The sequence below is a fragment of the Bradyrhizobium amphicarpaeae genome (assembly GCF_002266435.3).
Taxonomy (GTDB): domain Bacteria; phylum Pseudomonadota; class Alphaproteobacteria; order Rhizobiales; family Xanthobacteraceae; genus Bradyrhizobium; species Bradyrhizobium amphicarpaeae.
The window spans coordinates 3314596-3329588 of record NZ_CP029426.2; the positions used below are offsets into that span (position 1 = coordinate 3314596).

At 64.3% G+C, this 14993-nt stretch carries 19 protein-coding genes; 10 read left to right on the plus strand and 9 right to left on the minus strand.

Annotation, left to right across the window (positions count from 1 at the left end):
• From kynU to CIT40_RS15235, 3 genes are all read left to right on the plus strand, one after another.
• Window positions 1-1203, plus strand: coding sequence for a kynureninase (gene kynU, locus CIT40_RS15225; protein WP_162307503.1), 1203 nt, complete (start codon window positions 1-3; stop codon window positions 1201-1203).
• Window positions 1204-1374: 171 nt separating this feature from the next.
• Window positions 1375-1773 carry a PaaI family thioesterase gene (locus CIT40_RS15230; protein ID WP_094896734.1) on the plus strand — a complete coding sequence of 133 codons (399 nt, stop codon included), beginning with the start codon at window positions 1375-1377 and terminating at the stop codon, window positions 1771-1773.
• Between the two features lie 152 nt (window positions 1774-1925).
• The gene (locus CIT40_RS15235) at window positions 1926-2531 is read left to right on the plus strand and encodes a GNAT family N-acetyltransferase (protein WP_094896735.1); all 606 of its coding nucleotides are present in this window, start codon (window positions 1926-1928) and stop codon (window positions 2529-2531) included.
• A 74-nt stretch (window positions 2532-2605) separates the two neighbouring features.
• Here the strand turns inward: CIT40_RS15235 and CIT40_RS15240 are convergent, their stop codons facing one another.
• The 4 genes from CIT40_RS15240 to CIT40_RS15255 all read right to left on the minus strand — a co-directional run bounded on the left by CIT40_RS15240 (window position 2606) and on the right by CIT40_RS15255 (window position 5290).
• Window positions 2606-2911: a hypothetical protein gene (locus CIT40_RS15240; protein ID WP_028136768.1), complete on the minus strand. Its 306-nt coding sequence runs from the start codon at window positions 2909-2911 to the stop codon at window positions 2606-2608.
• 94 nt (window positions 2912-3005) lie between these two features.
• Window positions 3006-3692: a DUF2161 domain-containing phosphodiesterase gene (locus CIT40_RS15245; RefSeq protein WP_094896736.1), complete on the minus strand. Its 687-nt coding sequence runs from the start codon at window positions 3690-3692 to the stop codon at window positions 3006-3008.
• Window positions 3693-3842: 150 nt separating this feature from the next.
• Window positions 3843-4523, minus strand: coding sequence for an SDR family oxidoreductase (locus CIT40_RS15250; protein ID WP_094896789.1), 681 nt, complete (start codon window positions 4521-4523; stop codon window positions 3843-3845).
• 23 nt (window positions 4524-4546) lie between these two features.
• Window positions 4547-5290, minus strand: a complete 744-nt coding sequence (locus CIT40_RS15255; protein WP_094896737.1) for a tyrosine-protein phosphatase — start codon at window positions 5288-5290, stop codon at window positions 4547-4549.
• A gap of 70 nt (window positions 5291-5360) precedes the next feature.
• On the opposite strand from CIT40_RS15255, the gene CIT40_RS15260 reads away from it, so the two are divergent.
• Window positions 5361-5687 (plus strand): MliC family protein, encoded by a 327-nt coding sequence (locus CIT40_RS15260; protein WP_094896790.1) that lies wholly within the window; start codon window positions 5361-5363, stop codon window positions 5685-5687.
• A 109-nt stretch (window positions 5688-5796) separates the two neighbouring features.
• Here CIT40_RS15260 and CIT40_RS15265 read toward each other — a convergent pair whose 3' ends face one another.
• Entirely contained in the window at window positions 5797-6000 is a 204-nt protein-coding gene (locus CIT40_RS15265) for a DUF2735 domain-containing protein (RefSeq protein WP_094896738.1), read from the minus strand.
• Window positions 6001-6537: 537 nt separating this feature from the next.
• On the opposite strand from CIT40_RS15265, the gene CIT40_RS15270 reads away from it, so the two are divergent.
• From CIT40_RS15270 to CIT40_RS15295, 6 genes are all read left to right on the plus strand, one after another.
• The gene (locus CIT40_RS15270; protein ID WP_094896739.1) at window positions 6538-7572 is read left to right on the plus strand and encodes a glutamine synthetase beta-grasp domain-containing protein; all 1035 of its coding nucleotides are present in this window, start codon (window positions 6538-6540) and stop codon (window positions 7570-7572) included.
• A gap of 198 nt (window positions 7573-7770) precedes the next feature.
• Entirely contained in the window at window positions 7771-8472 is a 702-nt protein-coding gene (locus CIT40_RS15275; RefSeq protein WP_162307862.1) for a GrlR family regulatory protein, read from the plus strand.
• Between the two features lie 18 nt (window positions 8473-8490).
• Window positions 8491-9174, plus strand: coding sequence for a substrate-binding domain-containing protein (locus CIT40_RS15280; RefSeq protein WP_094896741.1), 684 nt, complete (start codon window positions 8491-8493; stop codon window positions 9172-9174).
• 32 nt (window positions 9175-9206) lie between these two features.
• Window positions 9207-10028, plus strand: coding sequence for a tetratricopeptide repeat protein (locus CIT40_RS15285; RefSeq protein WP_162307504.1), 822 nt, complete (start codon window positions 9207-9209; stop codon window positions 10026-10028).
• A gap of 70 nt (window positions 10029-10098) precedes the next feature.
• Window positions 10099-10248, plus strand: coding sequence for a hypothetical protein (locus CIT40_RS15290; protein ID WP_007591825.1), 150 nt, complete (start codon window positions 10099-10101; stop codon window positions 10246-10248).
• Window positions 10249-10502: 254 nt separating this feature from the next.
• On the plus strand, window positions 10503-11207 hold the full coding sequence (locus tag CIT40_RS15295) for a hypothetical protein (protein WP_162307505.1): 705 nt from the start codon (window positions 10503-10505) through the stop codon (window positions 11205-11207).
• A 122-nt stretch (window positions 11208-11329) separates the two neighbouring features.
• On the opposite strand, the gene CIT40_RS15300 is transcribed toward CIT40_RS15295, so the two are convergent.
• Genes CIT40_RS15300 through CIT40_RS15315 form a run of 4 tightly spaced genes read right to left on the minus strand, consistent with a single transcriptional unit; the run spans window position 11330 to window position 14979 of the window.
• Window positions 11330-11728, minus strand: coding sequence for a hypothetical protein (locus CIT40_RS15300; protein ID WP_148667199.1), 399 nt, complete (start codon window positions 11726-11728; stop codon window positions 11330-11332).
• Window positions 11700-12095: a hypothetical protein gene (locus CIT40_RS15305; protein WP_094896745.1), complete on the minus strand. Its 396-nt coding sequence runs from the start codon at window positions 12093-12095 to the stop codon at window positions 11700-11702. The genes CIT40_RS15300 and CIT40_RS15305 overlap by 29 nt, the downstream gene beginning before the upstream one ends.
• Window positions 12092-13489, minus strand: coding sequence for an LGFP repeat-containing protein (locus tag CIT40_RS15310; protein ID WP_094896746.1), 1398 nt, complete (start codon window positions 13487-13489; stop codon window positions 12092-12094). Before CIT40_RS15310 ends, CIT40_RS15305 begins: the two co-directional genes overlap by 4 nt.
• Entirely contained in the window at window positions 13486-14979 is a 1494-nt protein-coding gene (locus CIT40_RS15315) for a PAN domain-containing protein (RefSeq protein WP_162307506.1), read from the minus strand. The genes CIT40_RS15310 and CIT40_RS15315 overlap by 4 nt, the downstream gene beginning before the upstream one ends.
• Window positions 14980-14993: the final 14 nt, after the last annotated feature.

The window sequence follows — 14993 nt, forward strand, 5'->3', positions numbered from 1 at the left end:
ATGACCAGATATCGCGTCTATGACGACACCAAAGCCCTGTTCCATCTGCCTGAGGGCGTGATCTATCTCGACGGCAATTCGCTCGGCGCGCTGCCGCTCGGCGTTGCCGAGCGCGTCAACCGCGTCATCACGACCGAGTGGGGCGTTGAGCTGATCCGCGCCTGGAACACCGCAGGCTGGTACGCCCAGCCGCGCCATGTCGGCGATCGCATCGCGCGGCTGATTGGCGCCGAAGCAGGCGCGGTGATGGTGGGAGACACGCTGTCGCTCAAGGTCTATCAGGCGCTCGCCGCCGCGCTCGACATGAACGCGTCCCGCAAGATCGTCCTGTCGGACACCGGCAACTTCCCGACCGACCTCTACATGGCCGAAGGCCTGATCGCGACGCTCGGGCGCGGCCATCAATTGCGCCTGGTGATGCCGGAGGAGATCGAGGCCGCCCTGTCGGAGGAGGTCGCGGTGCTCTACGTCACCGAGGTCGATTATCGCACCGGCCGCCGCCACGACATGGCGAAGCTCACGGCAAAGGCGCATGCGCTCGGCATCGTCACGGTCTGGGATCTCGCGCACTCCGCCGGCGCGCTGCCGGTCGATCTTGCCGGGTGCGGCGCGGATTTCGCGGCAGGCTGCACCTACAAATATCTCAACGGCGGCCCCGGCGCGCCGGCTTTCCTCTACGTCGCGCCGCGTCACGCCGACAATGCGCGTGCTGCGCTGTCGGGGTGGATGGGGCATGCAAAGCCATTTGCATTCGAGCTGGGCTATGCGGCCGCGGGCGGCGTCGAACGCATGCGCGTCGGCACACCGCCGGTGCTGGCAATGGCGGCGCTGGAGGCCTCGCTCGATATCTGGGACCGAGTCGATATGGCGGAGGTCCGTGCGCGTTCGTTGGCGCTCGGTGATCTCCTGATCGCCGAGGTCGAGCGCCGCTGCCCCTCCTTGAGGCTGGTCACCCCGCGCGCACACGAGCGCCGCGGCTCGCAGGTCTCCTTCGCCTTCGACGGCGGTTACGCTGCGATGCAGGCCTTGATCGCCCGCGGCGTCATCGGCGACTTCCGCGCGCCCGACATCATGCGGTTCGGGATCACGCCGCTGTACATCGGCGAGAGCGAGATCGTGCGGGCGGCCGAGATCGTCGAAGAGGTGATCGCGGGCGAGGTCTGGCGGCGGCCGGAATATCAGGTGGTGAATGCGGTGACGTGAACGAAGCCGTGCCCCGGACGCAGCGCAGCAACGCTGGGGCGTGGCAACGCGTCCGGGACACGGGAGTATTCGCCGTGCGGCCCCATGTCTGCCGACCATTACCTCTGACGTCATTGCTTTGCCGCCCGAAGCAATTCACGCTGAGGCAACAATCAATTGGGAGGATTTTTGATGACGCCGCTCGAGAAGCTTAAAGCGATGAAGATGCCGTTCGCCGAGCTCAAGGGCGTCGAGTTCATCGAGGCCGGCAAGGATCGGGTGGTGGCGCGCATGATGGTCCGGCCTGATCTCTGTACGCTCCACCACACCATTCATGGCGGGGCGGTGATGGCGCTGGCCGATTCCGTCGGGGCGGCGGCAACCGTGATCAACCTGCCCGAGGACGCCAAGGGCACGACCACGCTGGAGAGCAAGACCAATTTCATCGGCGGGGCCAAGGAGGGAACGACGGTGATTGCCACCGCCACCCCGATCCATCGTGGCCGGCGGACCCAGGTCTGGACCACCCGGCTGGAAACTGAGGATGGCAAGCTGGTTGCCGTGGTCACCCAGACTCAGCTGGTCCTGTAAGACTACGGGTCTTTGATTTTATTAACGAATTAGTCGTTTCCCGTGCCTTTAACTTGGGCAGGTCCTCGTCTTGCAAAAGATGCTGCGATGCACAATATAGGAGGTCTAGGGATTCGAACGCCTCCTCGAGGGACACCAAGAGGAGTTTTGACGTGGTACTTGAAGAAACCGTCCGCACCGCTCCGGGCTATGTGCGGACCCTGAGCCAGCACGAAGAATTGCCGCTCCTGCGCGATCATCTGCTGAGGCTCGATGCCGGAAGCCGGCACGACCGTTTCAACGGCTTTCTCGACGATTCTTTTATCGAGCGTTATGCTGCCCGCTGCGCCGAGGACGGCACAGTGATCGTCGCCTATATCGTCGACGGCGTGGTCCGCGGTGCGGCCGAACTGCACCCGCCGGAAGGCGCCTCGCTCCCTGAAGTCGCCTTCAGTGTAGAGGCCTCCGCGCGCCGCCAGAATGTCGGCACCGTGCTGTTCAGTCGCTTGATCGCCGAAGCGCGCTGGAAGGGCTACAAGACTCTGCGCATCACTACGGGCGCGGAGAATCACGCCATGCGCGCGCTCGCCAGGAAATTCGGTGCGCATCTCGCTTTCCGCCATGGCGAGTCAACCGGCACGATTGACCTTGCGAAGACGCCTGAGGACGAACTGGCGGAGCTTGCCGCAGCGCCGTTCAAGGCGGGACGTGCTCTTATCAGTTTCAACTCGACGTGTTGGAAGCTGATCTCCAGCATGTACGGCAATCGCGCGGCCTGACATCAACGGGCCTGAATCAAAAAAGCGGACCGGCTAACCGGTCCGCTTTTTTGTTGCAACAAAGAATGAAGCGCTTAGGTGCCGGTGCGCTTGTCGTTGCCGAAACGGCGGACGACGCGGCGTTCGACCACGACGGAGCGCTGTGCGCCCTGTTCGCCGGCGATCACGCGCGTCGCGGTGATGCGGCTGTTGGTACGCGCCTGCTTCTTCACTTCGGCCTGCACGACATCGAGCGGCATCCCCATCAAGGCCGCGGCGATCTCGGCCTGCTGTCCCTGATCGTCGGTGATGCCGATGGCAGCGAAGATCGCCTCGTCCAGGGTCGGCGGATCATGGCGGACGCGCCGCGTGCCATATTTGGTATTCCAGTCTGCGCTCATAACGGCCTCGTTTGATGCCGGGATACCTAGTGCCGAGGATGCTGCATTGCAATATGAAATTGGTGTGGCATCTCAGCTATGCACCGGTCGGGTGTCAGGGCGGTGACGCGACACCGGCCTCGATTTCAATCCGTTGTTGCGGCCAGCGTTTCAGGGCGGCATGTCCGGCCTCGGTGAGCCCGTAGATTCCCCGGTCGGCCCGTTCGAACCAGCCATACACATTGTTAAGCAAGATCTTGCCGGCGTCAGGGCAGCGCACGCGCAACTCGCGCACGGGCCGCGGCCCGTCGGCGAGCGCCGAGGCGCAGGCCAGAGCCTGCTGCCGATAGGCCGTCATGATCGGTGCGCGGGTGCTGCCGCCGAGCACGGGGTCGCCCTGGCGGCGCTGGTGTTCGGCGACGAGGCGCGAGCGCACCTTCGGCTCGCGGCGCGGCGCTGCGGTCGGAGGCTTCACCAGCACCTCGACCTGGCCGCGGTCGGTGACGCCGAGCATTCCGAAGCCAAGGCGGCGGCAGAGGTTGCGATAGCGCGCGTCGCTCTCGCGCCCCTTGCCCCGGATCGACATCTTTGCCGCGATCCAGACCTCGTCGCCGGCCGGCGCGCGGTCGACCGCCTGCAGGATCAGTTCGAGATTGAAGGCGAGCTTGAGCTCGCCGATCACCACCACGGGCGGATCGCCGGCGCCGAGGCCAACGAGATCGCAGCCGCCAATCTCGCCCTTGACCGTGAAGCCGAGCTCTTCGAGGAAGCGTTTGACGGGCAGGTAGAGCGCGGTTTCCAAAAGGGGATCCGATCAGCGAATCAGTTGCGGGGAGTCTAGCCCGGATCGGACTCGGCCTCTGCCCATTTGCCCGGGAAAGAGCATTGCGGTTATCCTGCGGCCGGGACAGCCGGCGCTTTGCGAAGATGACGATCAGGAACGGAGCCGAACCTACACTCGTCCACCCACCGGGATCAGCGCACCCGTGACGCCGCTGGCGGCATCGCTGGCGAGGAACAGGATGACCTCAGCGAGCTCCTGCGGTGTCACCCATTTGGAGAAGTCCGCCTTCGGCATGTCGGCGCGGTTGGCTGCGGTGTCGATGATAGACGGCAGCACCGCATTCACCGTCACCTGGCCTTTCCACTCGTTGGCGAGCGCTTCGGTGAGGCGATGCACGCCTGCCTTCGACGCGGCGTAGGGGCCCATGCCGGAGCCGGCCTGAAGAGCGCCCATGGCGCCGATATTGACGATGCGGCCGGCCCTGGATGCGGCCAGATGCGGCAGCGCCGCGCGCGAGGTGTTGAGCGCGGTCAGGACGTTCAGCGCGTACATGCGCTGCCAGGTCTTGATGTCGCCGTCGCCGATGGTCTCGAAGGCGAAGCCGCCGGCGATATTGACCAGTGCGTCGACCCGGCCGAAGTGCTTTGCCGCCATCTCGACCGCCGTCTTCGCCTGCGCCGCGTCGGACAGGTCGACGCCGCCAATCTCGATGCTTTCAGGCGTTGCAGGCACCTGCGAAGGCGCGTGATCGATGCGGGCCACGCGCGCGCCGCGTGACTGCGCGATCTCCGCGACCACTTTGCCGAGCGCTCCGAGCGCGCCTGTCACGATCAGGACCTTGTCTTGCATCATTGGTCTCCCGGCACGGCTGTCTATGATTCCAGATAGCGCTCTTTCAGCGCGGTCCGTTCGGCCGCGCCGAGCTTGAGGCCGTCGCGCAGATAGGTTTCGAGATCGCCATATTCGCGGCCGATGGCCTCGAAGGCCGCGGCAAGATACGAGGCCTCGACGCTGCCGATGGCATTGCGGACGTCCTCCGGCAGGTCGGTGGCAGCCGTCGCATCGCGCTTGTAATGCCGGTTGGTGAGCAGGTAGTCCTCGGCAATGATTTCATCGGGTACGCCGAGCGCATGCAGGATCAGCGCACTGGCAAAGCCGGTGCGGTCCTTGCCCGCCGTGCAATGGATCACCAGCGGCGCGCGATCTTCCAGGAGATGGCCGAACAGGTTGCGAAAGCTGTTCGTGTGATGGCGAACGTAGTTGCGGTAGGATTCGCGCATGAGTTCCAACGCGACCGGTGCAGTCAGTGTGCCCCTCGCGAGTTCGGTCCGCAGCGCAGCCACGACGCTCGGCTCGATCGGCAGCGAATGCACCGTGATCTCGCTGACCACGCAGATTCCGGCCGCGCGCTCCTCGACCCCACGGAAATCGAAAGCGCTTCGCACGCCGAGCGCGCGAACGGTCTCGACGTCATCAGCGGTGAGCAGGCCGAGATGGTTGGAGCGGAAGATGTGACGCCAGCGCGTGACGCGGCCGTCGGTGGTCCTGTAGCCGCCGAGATCGCGAAAATTGCTGGCGCCTTGCAGGGCGAGGTGACGGGCAGGGGAATCTGACATCGGATCGGCTATGGTTATGGTTCCATTGGACGCACGAGGGGCGTCCGTGAAAGCATTACAGGGGGCGATCATGGGCCGGCACAAGGCCATTCTTTTGGGGATCACCATGCTGGCGGCTGGATTGACCGGTGCGCGGCAGACTGAAGCACAGACGTTCCGGACCTATCGCTGCGCCGATGGTACGCAGTTCATCGCTGGGTTTTATGACGACGACAAGCGCGCGTTTCTCCAGATCGACGGTGAGCCGGTCACGCTGGCAAAGCGGCTGTCGGTTTCGGGCGCGCGCTACTCGGGGGCAGGGGTGACTCTGAAGATTCCCAAAGTCGGACCCACCACGGTGAAGCATCTGAGGCGACCGGTCACCGCCTGCGCGGTGGTCGAAAAGCCTGGGATCTAGCTGCGAGGACGGCTGGAATCAAAAAGGGCCGAAACCTCGTTGTTTCGACCCCTTCGAACTGCCGCCGGGCGCCCCTGAGAGCGCGGCGGTTTCAAACCAGCCAAAGGCATCAGCGATCCCATTTCGGCTTGGCGTCGTCGACCGCGTCCTGGTGATACCAGCTGTCACTGCAAATCGAGACGTTCGCGGGCAGCGAACCGTGATCGGCAGAAAAGCGGGTCTCGCCATAGCGGCGTCCGGCGAGAGCTGCGCGGCCCCCGACCGGGAATTGGTAGATCGTTGCCGATCCCTGACTCAGACCATTGTTCATCATTGAGATTCTCCTTGGTCGAAGCGCCTTAGCCTCCATGGTGCGCCCGACTCGTTCGATTGTGGTTACCGGACTCCCCATATCGGCCGCGCCTCCCCAATTGGAAAGTGCTGAAAAGGAAATCAGTTGCCGCCCAATTTGTGGGCAGATGGCGCTCTGCATTGTCCAAGGCACCCCGTCGGTGACCAACGCCTGAGCCATTCCAAAGGTTGCTGGTCCGGGGGTGGAGACTTTGCGAAAATTGCTGGACGTTGATGCGCGTTTCATCGGCAACCTCCAGGGCAGCTTGGCTTGCTTCAGAATCGGGCGAATTCGGCAGGTTTTTGCGCTGCAGCTTCACGCGAAGGTGCGCGGCTATGACGCATGCGGCCAGAGACTGTCTGCTCGCGACGGCGAGACACCGGTCGCGGTGGAGACCCTCCGCACTGCGGCCTTTTGGCATGTAAAATGCTTGTAAATGGCCGGCCGATGATGGCCGGGTACAAAACGTTCGGGGGCCGCCAGGCCCCCAACCTTTCGCATCATCTACAGAGAGGCTCAATGACCAAGTATAAGCTCGAGTACATCTGGCTCGACGGATATACGCCGACTCCGAACCTGCGCGGCAAAACTCAGATCAAGGAATTCGCGTCGTTCCCGACGCTCGAGCAGCTTCCGCTCTGGGGCTTCGATGGCTCCTCCACCCAGCAGGCCGAAGGCCACAGCTCCGATTGCGTGCTGAAGCCGGTTGCCGTCTTCCCGGACGCCGCGCGCACCAACGGTGTGCTCGTGATGTGCGAAGTCATGATGCCCGATGGCAAGACCCCGCACGCCTCCAACAAGCGCGCAACCATTCTCGACGATTCCGGCGCGTGGTTCGGCTTCGAGCAGGAATACTTCTTCTACAAGGACGGCCGTCCGCTCGGCTTCCCGACCGCTGGCTATCCGGCGCCGCAGGGCCCGTACTACACCGGCGTCGGCTTCTCGAACGTCGGCGACGTCGCCCGCAAGATCGTCGAAGAGCATCTCGACCTCTGCCTGGCCGCCGGCATCAACCATGAAGGCATCAACGCGGAAGTCGCGAAGGGCCAGTGGGAATTCCAGATCTTCGGCAAGGGCTCCAAGAAGGCCGCTGACGAAATGTGGATGGCCCGCTATTTGATGCTGCGCCTGACCGAGAAATACGGCATCGACATCGAATTCCACTGCAAGCCGCTCGGCGACACCGACTGGAACGGCTCCGGCATGCACGCCAACTTCTCGACCGAGTATATGCGTACGGTCGGCGGCAAGGAGTACTTCGAGGCGCTGATGGCCGCCTTCGACAAGAACCTGATGGACCACATCGCCGTCTACGGCCCGGACAACGACAAGCGTCTGACCGGCAAGCACGAGACCGCGCCGTGGAACAAGTTCAGCTACGGCATTGCCGACCGCGGTGCTTCGATCCGCGTGCCGCACTCCTTCGTCAACAACGGCTACAAGGGCTATCTGGAAGACCGCCGTCCGAACTCGCAGGGCGACCCATACCAGATCGCTTCGCAGATCCTGAAGACGATCGCGTCCGTGCCGGCCGACAAGAAGGCCGCGGCCTAAGATCCTCCCGGCCCGGGCTGGGGGGCTGGCCCGGGTTGGCTCTCAATCCGCCGGAGCTGAAAGGCTCCGGCGGATTTTTAGTATTCTGATGACAGCCATTCCCGTGACGCAGCCGGGCTGCGTCACGTGAAACCTGTCCATCTGAGCCCGAAGCGCGATAGAATGCTCGCAGGATGCGCGCAGGGCCGGGGACGGCTGGTGTTTGAAGGCTTCTACAAGGTGAAATTTCAGCTCGGCGACGCCGTCGGCCGGAGCGTGATGCATGCCGGCAGCGGCAAGATGCTCGGCGGCAATTCGGCCTTCGCCCATATCGGCACCTACGAGAAGACCGACAGCGGCGTCGACGTCGTGATCAACACCGTCCGCCACAACCCCGATCCGAACTACCGCGCCATGGCAGGTACCGATGACGCCACCTTGCTCGCCAAGGGCTGGGCGGATGGCGACCTCTATCGCTTCAAGGGCGAGCTGAAGGAGCTGCCCGGCATTCCCTTCCAGTCGGTGATGACGCCGATCACGGCAGACGAGGTGCCGATCGCCGGTGGCGTCGGCGAAGCCGGCATCGCCGACGGCCTCTACTCGGTCCATTTGCGGATGCTCGATGGTCTCGACGGCGGCCTCACCGGCGTGATGCTGCTCAACCGGGGCCGCATCCTCGGCGGCGATGCGTCGTTCTACTATCTCGGCAGCTACACCGCCGCGAACGGGCGCTGGAAGGGCCAGCTTCTCAACCAGGAACACACGCCGGCCAAGGATGACCCGATCTTCGGCGGCCACGAGGTCGGCATCGGCTTCGCCGGCACGTACGATTCAGAGCAGGCGGTGCTGGAGGCGACCGCACTTGCCGGCAAGCGCAGCCTGCGCCTGACCGCCTCGCTCAAGCTGATGCATCGCGCCTGATCGCGACGGGGATAGCTCATGGAAAACCTTCGCATGCTCTCGACGCTCGGCCTGATGGGGGCGATGCGCAGCCTGTCGTCCGCGTATCAAGCCGCAACCGGCGTCCGCATCGACGCCGATTTCGCGCCGACCCTCGCTTTGCTGAAGCGATTGCGCGAGGGCGAGGCCGCCGATCTCGTGATCCTCACGCGCGAAGGGCTGGACGAGATGATCGCGGAGGGCCGCGTGGTCGCCGGGAGCGCGGCCGATCTGGCGCGCTCCTATGTCGGCATTGCGGTGCGGGCAGGGCAGGCGCATCCCGGTATCGGAAGCGAGGCGGCGCTGCGCGGGACCCTGCTCGCAGCGCGATCCGTTGCCTATTCGCGGCTGGGTGCGAGCGGCGTCTACTTCGCCCAGCTGATCGTGCGGATGGGGATCGCAGCCGAGATCAACGCCAAGGCCACCGTCGTCGAGCAGGGTTTTACGGCCGAGCGTCTCGTCAGCGGCGAGGCCGACCTCGCCGTGCAGCAGATCAGCGAGCTGAAGCAGGTCGGCGGCATCGAGGTGGTCGGCCCGATCCCGCACGAGCTGCAGACACCGGCGGTGTTCTCCGCCGGCCGCATGGCGGCTGCGGCGCATGCTGACGCGGCGGACCGCCTGCTGCGCTATCTGGCATCGCCCGAGACCGTACCGGTCCTGCGTCAATCGGGGCTCGAGCCTTGAATTTGCCGGAGCGAGGACGCAACGTGACGACCATGCGGACCTGTTTCCTTGCCATCGCTCTCGTGCTTGCCGCGCCCCTGGCGGCGCGCGCGCAGTCGGCCGATCTCGTGTTGTGCGACCGGGTCGCGGCCGATCCCAGCGATCCCGACAAGCCGGGGGACGTGAGGGGCGTGGCCGAGATCGCATCCTCCGACGTCGCGACCGCGATCAGGTTCTGCAAGCAGGCCGCAGCATCGTCGCGCCGGGCGATGTTCGCGCTCGGCCGCGCCTATGCCGCCAACCGGCAGACGGCGGAGGCGATCGCCGCCTGGCGCAAAGCGGCCGACAAGGGATCGAGCGCTGCCATGGTCGAGCTCGGCGTTGCCTATGGCACCGGCTCCGGCATCGCCAGGGACGAGGCTCAGGCGCGAAAGCTGTTCGAGAAGGCGGCGCAATCAGGCAATCCCCGTGGCGTCAGCAACCTCGCCGCGCTCGGAGGCGCGGGCGGTGCTGGGCCGGCCGATCCGGCGCAGGCGCGCGCGCTGCTCGGCAAGGCCGCCGAGACCAATGCAGAGGCGCAGTACCAGCTCGGCCTGATGCTCTCCGAAGGCACGGGCGGTGCGAAGGACGATGGCGCGGCGCGTGCGCTGTTCGAGAAGGCGGCGGCGCAAAATCATCCCGGTGCGCTGGAGCGGATGGGGGCGTTCGCGCAAGAGGGCCGCGGCGGGCCGAAGGACAAGGATGCCGCCAAGGCCTATTACGAGCGCGCCGCCGCGCTCGGCGACGCGGACGCCAAGGCCGCGCTGGAGCGGCTGCGCTGCCCCTATGCGATCAAGGACAAGCAGGGCAAGCTGGTTACCACGCTGTGCTTCTGAGCAGAGCCTTGTGCGGAGGAACCTCGATCGCGCGCACCTGTTGACTGCAATACCAAAACGGAGCGCGATCATGATCCGCAAACTGGCATCGGGCGAATATCGCCTCTATTCGCGCAAGGTAAATCCCAAGACCGGCAAGCGTCGTAACCTCGGCACGTTCAGGAGCCGTGCGGCCGCCGAGAAGCACGAGCGCGAGGTGCAATATTTCAAGCGCCACTGACGGTTGATCGGCGGCGGCACCAAAACGCGAAAAACAACCCCATGCACAGTAGCCAAGTCTTTGAAATAACGGGTCATTAAAATCGTCGAATGCGGATTAGGCGGAATTGATGATTGACCCGTCGGGCAAATCGGGGCGTGACGCGCATTGCGGGCGGTGGTTCGCAGGACCCCTGCGCGAAAAAGCCGGATGGCCGAGCTGCGGCGGCAGTGCTAGGTAGCCTGCGTTCTTTTCCGATTTGCAGGTTCATTGCGTTGCTGGACGGGCTCTACAAGGTCGAATACGGCGTCAACGATGCGTTCGGGCGCAGCATCATGTGCCTGCATGACGGCAAGATGCTGGGCGGAAATTCGGGCTTTGCGCATCTCGGCACCTATGTCGAGCGCGACGGTGAGATCATCGCCGAGGTTATCACCGAGCGGCATAATCACGACCCCGACTACAAGCCGCTGATGGGCGCGGACGTCGCCTCGATCGGGGCGCGTGGCCGGCTGGTTGGCAACGAGATCCGTCTGCAGGGCAGCGCGAATACCATGCCGGGCGCCCATTTCTGGGCCAATCTCACGAGGCTCGATGACGGGGCGTTGCCGTCCCGCGGCACGATCGGGCAGGGCGGCATCGCCAACGGGTTCTACGGAATGAGCCTGCGCGCGCTCGACGGCGTCGATGCCGGGCTCTCCGGCGTGATGCTGCTGATCGACGGCCGCATCCTCGGCGGCGATGCGTTCTTCTACTATCTCGGCTCCTATTCCTCGGCGGACGGCCGCTGGAAGGGCGAGATGCTCAACCAGGAGCACACGCCGGCCAAGGGCGAGAACCCCGTGTTCGGCGGCTATGAGGTCGGGATCGGCTTCTCCGGAAGCTGCACGGCCGAGAGCGGCGAGCTCGAAGGAATCGCGCTCGCCGGCAAGCGCAGCCTGCGGCTGGCGGCCTCGCTCAGGTTGATGCGGCGGGCCTAGAGTCTTTTCCGTTCCGATAGAATCAGAGCGGGAATCTGGATGATTGTCTTGAAGCGTTCTCTTGACGCGAACCGGCGTCCGCTTCGCTCGAATACGCGCTCGAGGGTCTGCGCCGGCGCCGATCAGTTCTTGCAGAGACAGTCGAAGGTCCCCACGGCCACTTCGCGAAAGTCGTAGCCAACGACGCATTTGTTCGCTCCGGCAGCCGCCGCGAGGTTGTAGCCCGGCCGCTTGCCTTTGCCGCCGGCATTTGCGGCGCAGACATAAAGCGGCTTGTCCGGATCACCCTTATAAATTCCGGAGTCGATCGCGCCGCCCTTGCTGGCACAGCTGACCTTGCACGAAACGCCGTTTCCGTCTTGCCAGCTGATTGCATGCGCGGCCGTGTGTGGAAAGACGAGCACGACACACATCGCGATCATCGCCGACACGCGCCGCCCGCTGACCCCGCCGGACGCGAGGGCCGCGCGGGGCTTTGCCGTTGAAGGAAGTTCACCGATTGCAGAGACAGGAGTATTCATATGTCGCAAATTCCTTGCCACCGTAGCCCACGACGCATTTCTTCGAGCCGGGCCCGTATTTCTCGAGATTGTAGCCTGCGCGACCGCCCTCACTGTTCACGTTGGTGCGGCAGACATGGTACTTGGTGCGGGTGTCTCCGAAGTAATCGCTGGTGACGGCTCCGCCGAACTGCGCGCAGGTGGTCGCACAGTGAACTCTCGAACTGCTTTGCCAGTCGGCGGCAGCGCGATCGATTCCTGCAGCAAGCGACAGAACGATCGCACAAAGAGTAACGATGGGTCTCATGCAGGTTACGCCTTTGATGGCCTGGTTGCGCCCGTTGGTCGGCCGGGCGGTGGCGCCGTGTTCCGGAGGATGCTTGCTCATCGCACCACAGGACCTTTTTCCGGCGGAGCCACGGTTGCGCGCAGCACGAGTACGCCGGGACCCGGCTTGTAATCGCGATCGATCCGCGCGGTGCGCGCCAAGCCGCTGCAGAGCTTCGGATTGAGCTCCTCAACCGTTTTGGCGATTCCGGGAAACGAAACGGCACGATTCGCGGCCAGTTCCTTCTTGAAGTCGATGCCGGCGAGGTAAGCGACGAACTTGCCGACGGCCACCGCAATGTCCCCGGTCGGATTGGTGCCTTCGACACGCGCATTGCCGACCGTGACGTTGATCGTTTCCACCGCAAACTGGCCACAAACGCTCTTGGGCACGACCACCCGCGTGCGGGCCGAGATATCGAACGTGACGGCAAAACCGGGATCCACCGAGCCGGGGAGGCCGACGCTGGTACCCAGCACATTGGCATCGGGCGTCGTCATATGGAATGACAGGCGATTGCCGTCGAGATTCGCCGTGACGCCGATGGCGTCATCGGTTGCCGTCGCGACGTCCGCACGCGCGCGGCAGTTCTTCGACAACGCGCCGCTGATGTCCGATCTCACCTTGAAGGGGCTGTTGCCAAGGGCCGCATTGGCCCTCCCGACGATCGTTTTGACGAACTGATCGAAGCTCTGCTGCGGCGACGGCGGATTTCGGATCAGGTCGCAGATCGAATTGGCCGACAGAAAGGTATTGCTGGCGAACACGTGAACAGTTCCGCGCCCGGGCACATCGGCCTGCAGTTCGATGCCGTTGACGAGCAGGCTGCCGAACGTGCCGGGGCTCGGCGTCGGCGCATTGCTCGTCGTGAACACCTCGGCGCCACCACGGCTGGACCAGCGGATGTAGCCGTGCTCGAAATTCACCCGGCGGAATGCGCCGTCTGGAATCTCGTCGCTGATGGGGTAGCCGAGCGGGCTGCGCTCCCAGCCAATGGATGCCCATTTCTTGCGAATGTCGCCGTAGAGCGCATGGGCGTTTGTCTGGGGAGTCCAGTAGATCGAGGCTTCGGGATTACCGGGTAGATGCATCGCGCGGAAATGGTTGTAGCGGCCGCGACCGTCCGCCGTCGCCGTCTCGTCCGTGTAGGGATAGCCGAAATTGGCTCGTCCGGAGGCGTCCCACTTGCCGGCGATGGCGCCCTGCACGGCGAACGCGCCGATCTTCGGGTGCCAATAGATCAGGCCGTTCTTGAAGGCGCTGAACCGGCCGCCATTGGGCGCCGCGGCCTCATCGCTGATGGCCGGCCCCAGCGCACCCTTGTCGCCGCCTAGCTTGGCGTATTTGTCGCCGATGGCGCCGTAGACCGCGAAGGCGTATGCGACGGATGCCGCGGCGATCAGGAACGATGCGGCCGGAAACGATCGCTTCGGGAGACGCGACTTCGCTGTCATTGGACGCGCCGCCGGAAGTCAGGGCGTGAGCCAGAGCCAGAGCCCTTCAGGCCTGACGCGACGTCAGGGTTGGCCACGCGCAGCGGAATATCGTTTTTCAGCCAGCACACCGGCTTTGCCGTCTGCGGATTGTATTTCACCCACGTCCACGCCTTGCACGGCGCTTCCTGATCGCAGAGGCTTTGGCACGCGGCCGGCGCCGCCCCCGCATTGAGATCCACTCTGCGGTAGTCCTTGCCCGGCATGTCGACGCCGGTCAGGATGCCGCTTTGGCCGCTCGCCGCAGGCGGGTTGTTTGCCGGCTGAGCGTTGGCTGAGGAAGGAACGCTCGCCGGCGGATTGGCATTCGCTGGCGATTGTGCGGGGGGCGGGGCGGTTGCGCCGCCGCCGGCTTTGACGCCCGACGTCGTATACATGCCCCAGGCGCGCGGCGGCACGGCCCGCTTCAGCCAGCAAACCGCATATGGCCCCTGCACGGCCGGCTTGACCCAGGTCCATGCCTTGCACACGTCCTCGGCGTTGCACATCGCCTGGCAGGCCTGCGGATCATTGTTGCCGACCATCGGCTGGTTGCGATAGTCCATTCCGGCCAGATTGACATCGGGCTGGAAGGTTGGATCGCGCGGAGCGCCGGTGAGCTTGAAGGCTTTCTGGTTCGGCGGCGGCGGATCGAGCACGACCTTCGCAGCGGCCGATGCGACCTTGTGCGAGCACGACTTGCCGACAACGTTGTACGAGCACACCTCGACATACACCCAGGCATTATCCAGTCGTGCTTCGACACAGTCAGGCGCCATTCCCTTCTTGGCGGTGTGTGGCTTGTAGTACATCGCATTCTGCTCGGTGACGCCCGGCACGCCGCTGTCCGGCCCGGTGGCGGCACTGACGGTCGTCTGCAGTTCGCTGTACTCTTCGAAGCTCAGATGGGTTATTTCGATGATGTCCCGCTTCCGGCAGTAGTGGCTGTCAGTGGTGAAGTCGATCTTGAACTGCGGGGCTACGGGCGGCCCTGCCGGCCGAACGGGCGTCTTGGCGCACGCCCACGCCGACCATTGCTCCGACACCATCTCGTCCGTCGTGCGCCGCGCCCTGAACCGGACGCAGTATTGCGTACCGAATTCCAGATCGCGGATGTCAAAGCGAAGTTCTTTCGAGCGGTCGAAGCGTTCTTCCTGGATCATCCGGGTCCAGCACACGGCGGAAGCCGTCGATTGATCGGCCTGTCCGCATCCCATTTTGTCGGCCTTGGCCGGCTGGCCGTTTTTCGTGAGCTCCATCTCGATGATCACGCGCTCAGAGGCAGTGTTGTGAAATCCTCCGCAAATTCTCGGGGCTTTTGAATTGTTTTCAGGACACCAATACAGCTTGATGTCGTTCGGCGTACCCGGCCGATCCGCGCGCGCGGATGTTGTCAGTGCGGACATGCCAAAGAACAGGGTAAGCATTGCCAGCAACACGGAAGATCGAAGCAGTCTATCGATGAAGCGCATGACCAGTTCCCGCC

Bases quoted from the DNA above. Each gene is read 5' to 3' on its own strand.
- CIT40_RS15300 (WP_148667199.1), bottom strand. From the start codon at position 11,728: ATGAATACTCCTGTCTCTGCAATCGGTGAACTTCCTTCAACGGCAAAG.
- CIT40_RS15305 (WP_094896745.1), bottom strand. From the start codon at position 12,095: ATGAGCAAGCATCCTCCGGAACACGGCGCCACCGCCCGGCCGACCAAC.
- CIT40_RS15280 (WP_094896741.1), top strand. From the start codon at position 8,491: ATGGAAAACCTTCGCATGCTCTCGACGCTCGGCCTGATGGGGGCGATG.
- CIT40_RS15260 (WP_094896790.1), top strand. From the start codon at position 5,361: ATGGGCCGGCACAAGGCCATTCTTTTGGGGATCACCATGCTGGCGGCT.
- CIT40_RS15310 (WP_094896746.1), bottom strand. From the start codon at position 13,489: ATGACAGCGAAGTCGCGTCTCCCGAAGCGATCGTTTCCGGCCGCATCG.
- CIT40_RS15315 (WP_162307506.1), bottom strand. From the start codon at position 14,979: ATGCGCTTCATCGATAGACTGCTTCGATCTTCCGTGTTGCTGGCAATG.
- CIT40_RS15270 (WP_094896739.1), top strand. From the start codon at position 6,538: ATGACCAAGTATAAGCTCGAGTACATCTGGCTCGACGGATATACGCCG.
- CIT40_RS15255 (WP_094896737.1), bottom strand. From the start codon at position 5,290: ATGTCAGATTCCCCTGCCCGTCACCTCGCCCTGCAAGGCGCCAGCAAT.
- CIT40_RS15285 (WP_162307504.1), top strand. From the start codon at position 9,207: ATGCGGACCTGTTTCCTTGCCATCGCTCTCGTGCTTGCCGCGCCCCTG.
- kynU (WP_162307503.1), top strand. From the start codon at position 1: ATGACCAGATATCGCGTCTATGACGACACCAAAGCCCTGTTCCATCTG.
- CIT40_RS15250 (WP_094896789.1), bottom strand. From the start codon at position 4,523: ATGCAAGACAAGGTCCTGATCGTGACAGGCGCGCTCGGAGCGCTCGGC.
- CIT40_RS15240 (WP_028136768.1), bottom strand. From the start codon at position 2,911: ATGAGCGCAGACTGGAATACCAAATATGGCACGCGGCGCGTCCGCCAT.
- CIT40_RS15230 (WP_094896734.1), top strand. From the start codon at position 1,375: ATGACGCCGCTCGAGAAGCTTAAAGCGATGAAGATGCCGTTCGCCGAG.
- CIT40_RS15265 (WP_094896738.1), bottom strand. From the start codon at position 6,000: ATGATGAACAATGGTCTGAGTCAGGGATCGGCAACGATCTACCAATTC.
- CIT40_RS15290 (WP_007591825.1), top strand. From the start codon at position 10,099: ATGATCCGCAAACTGGCATCGGGCGAATATCGCCTCTATTCGCGCAAG.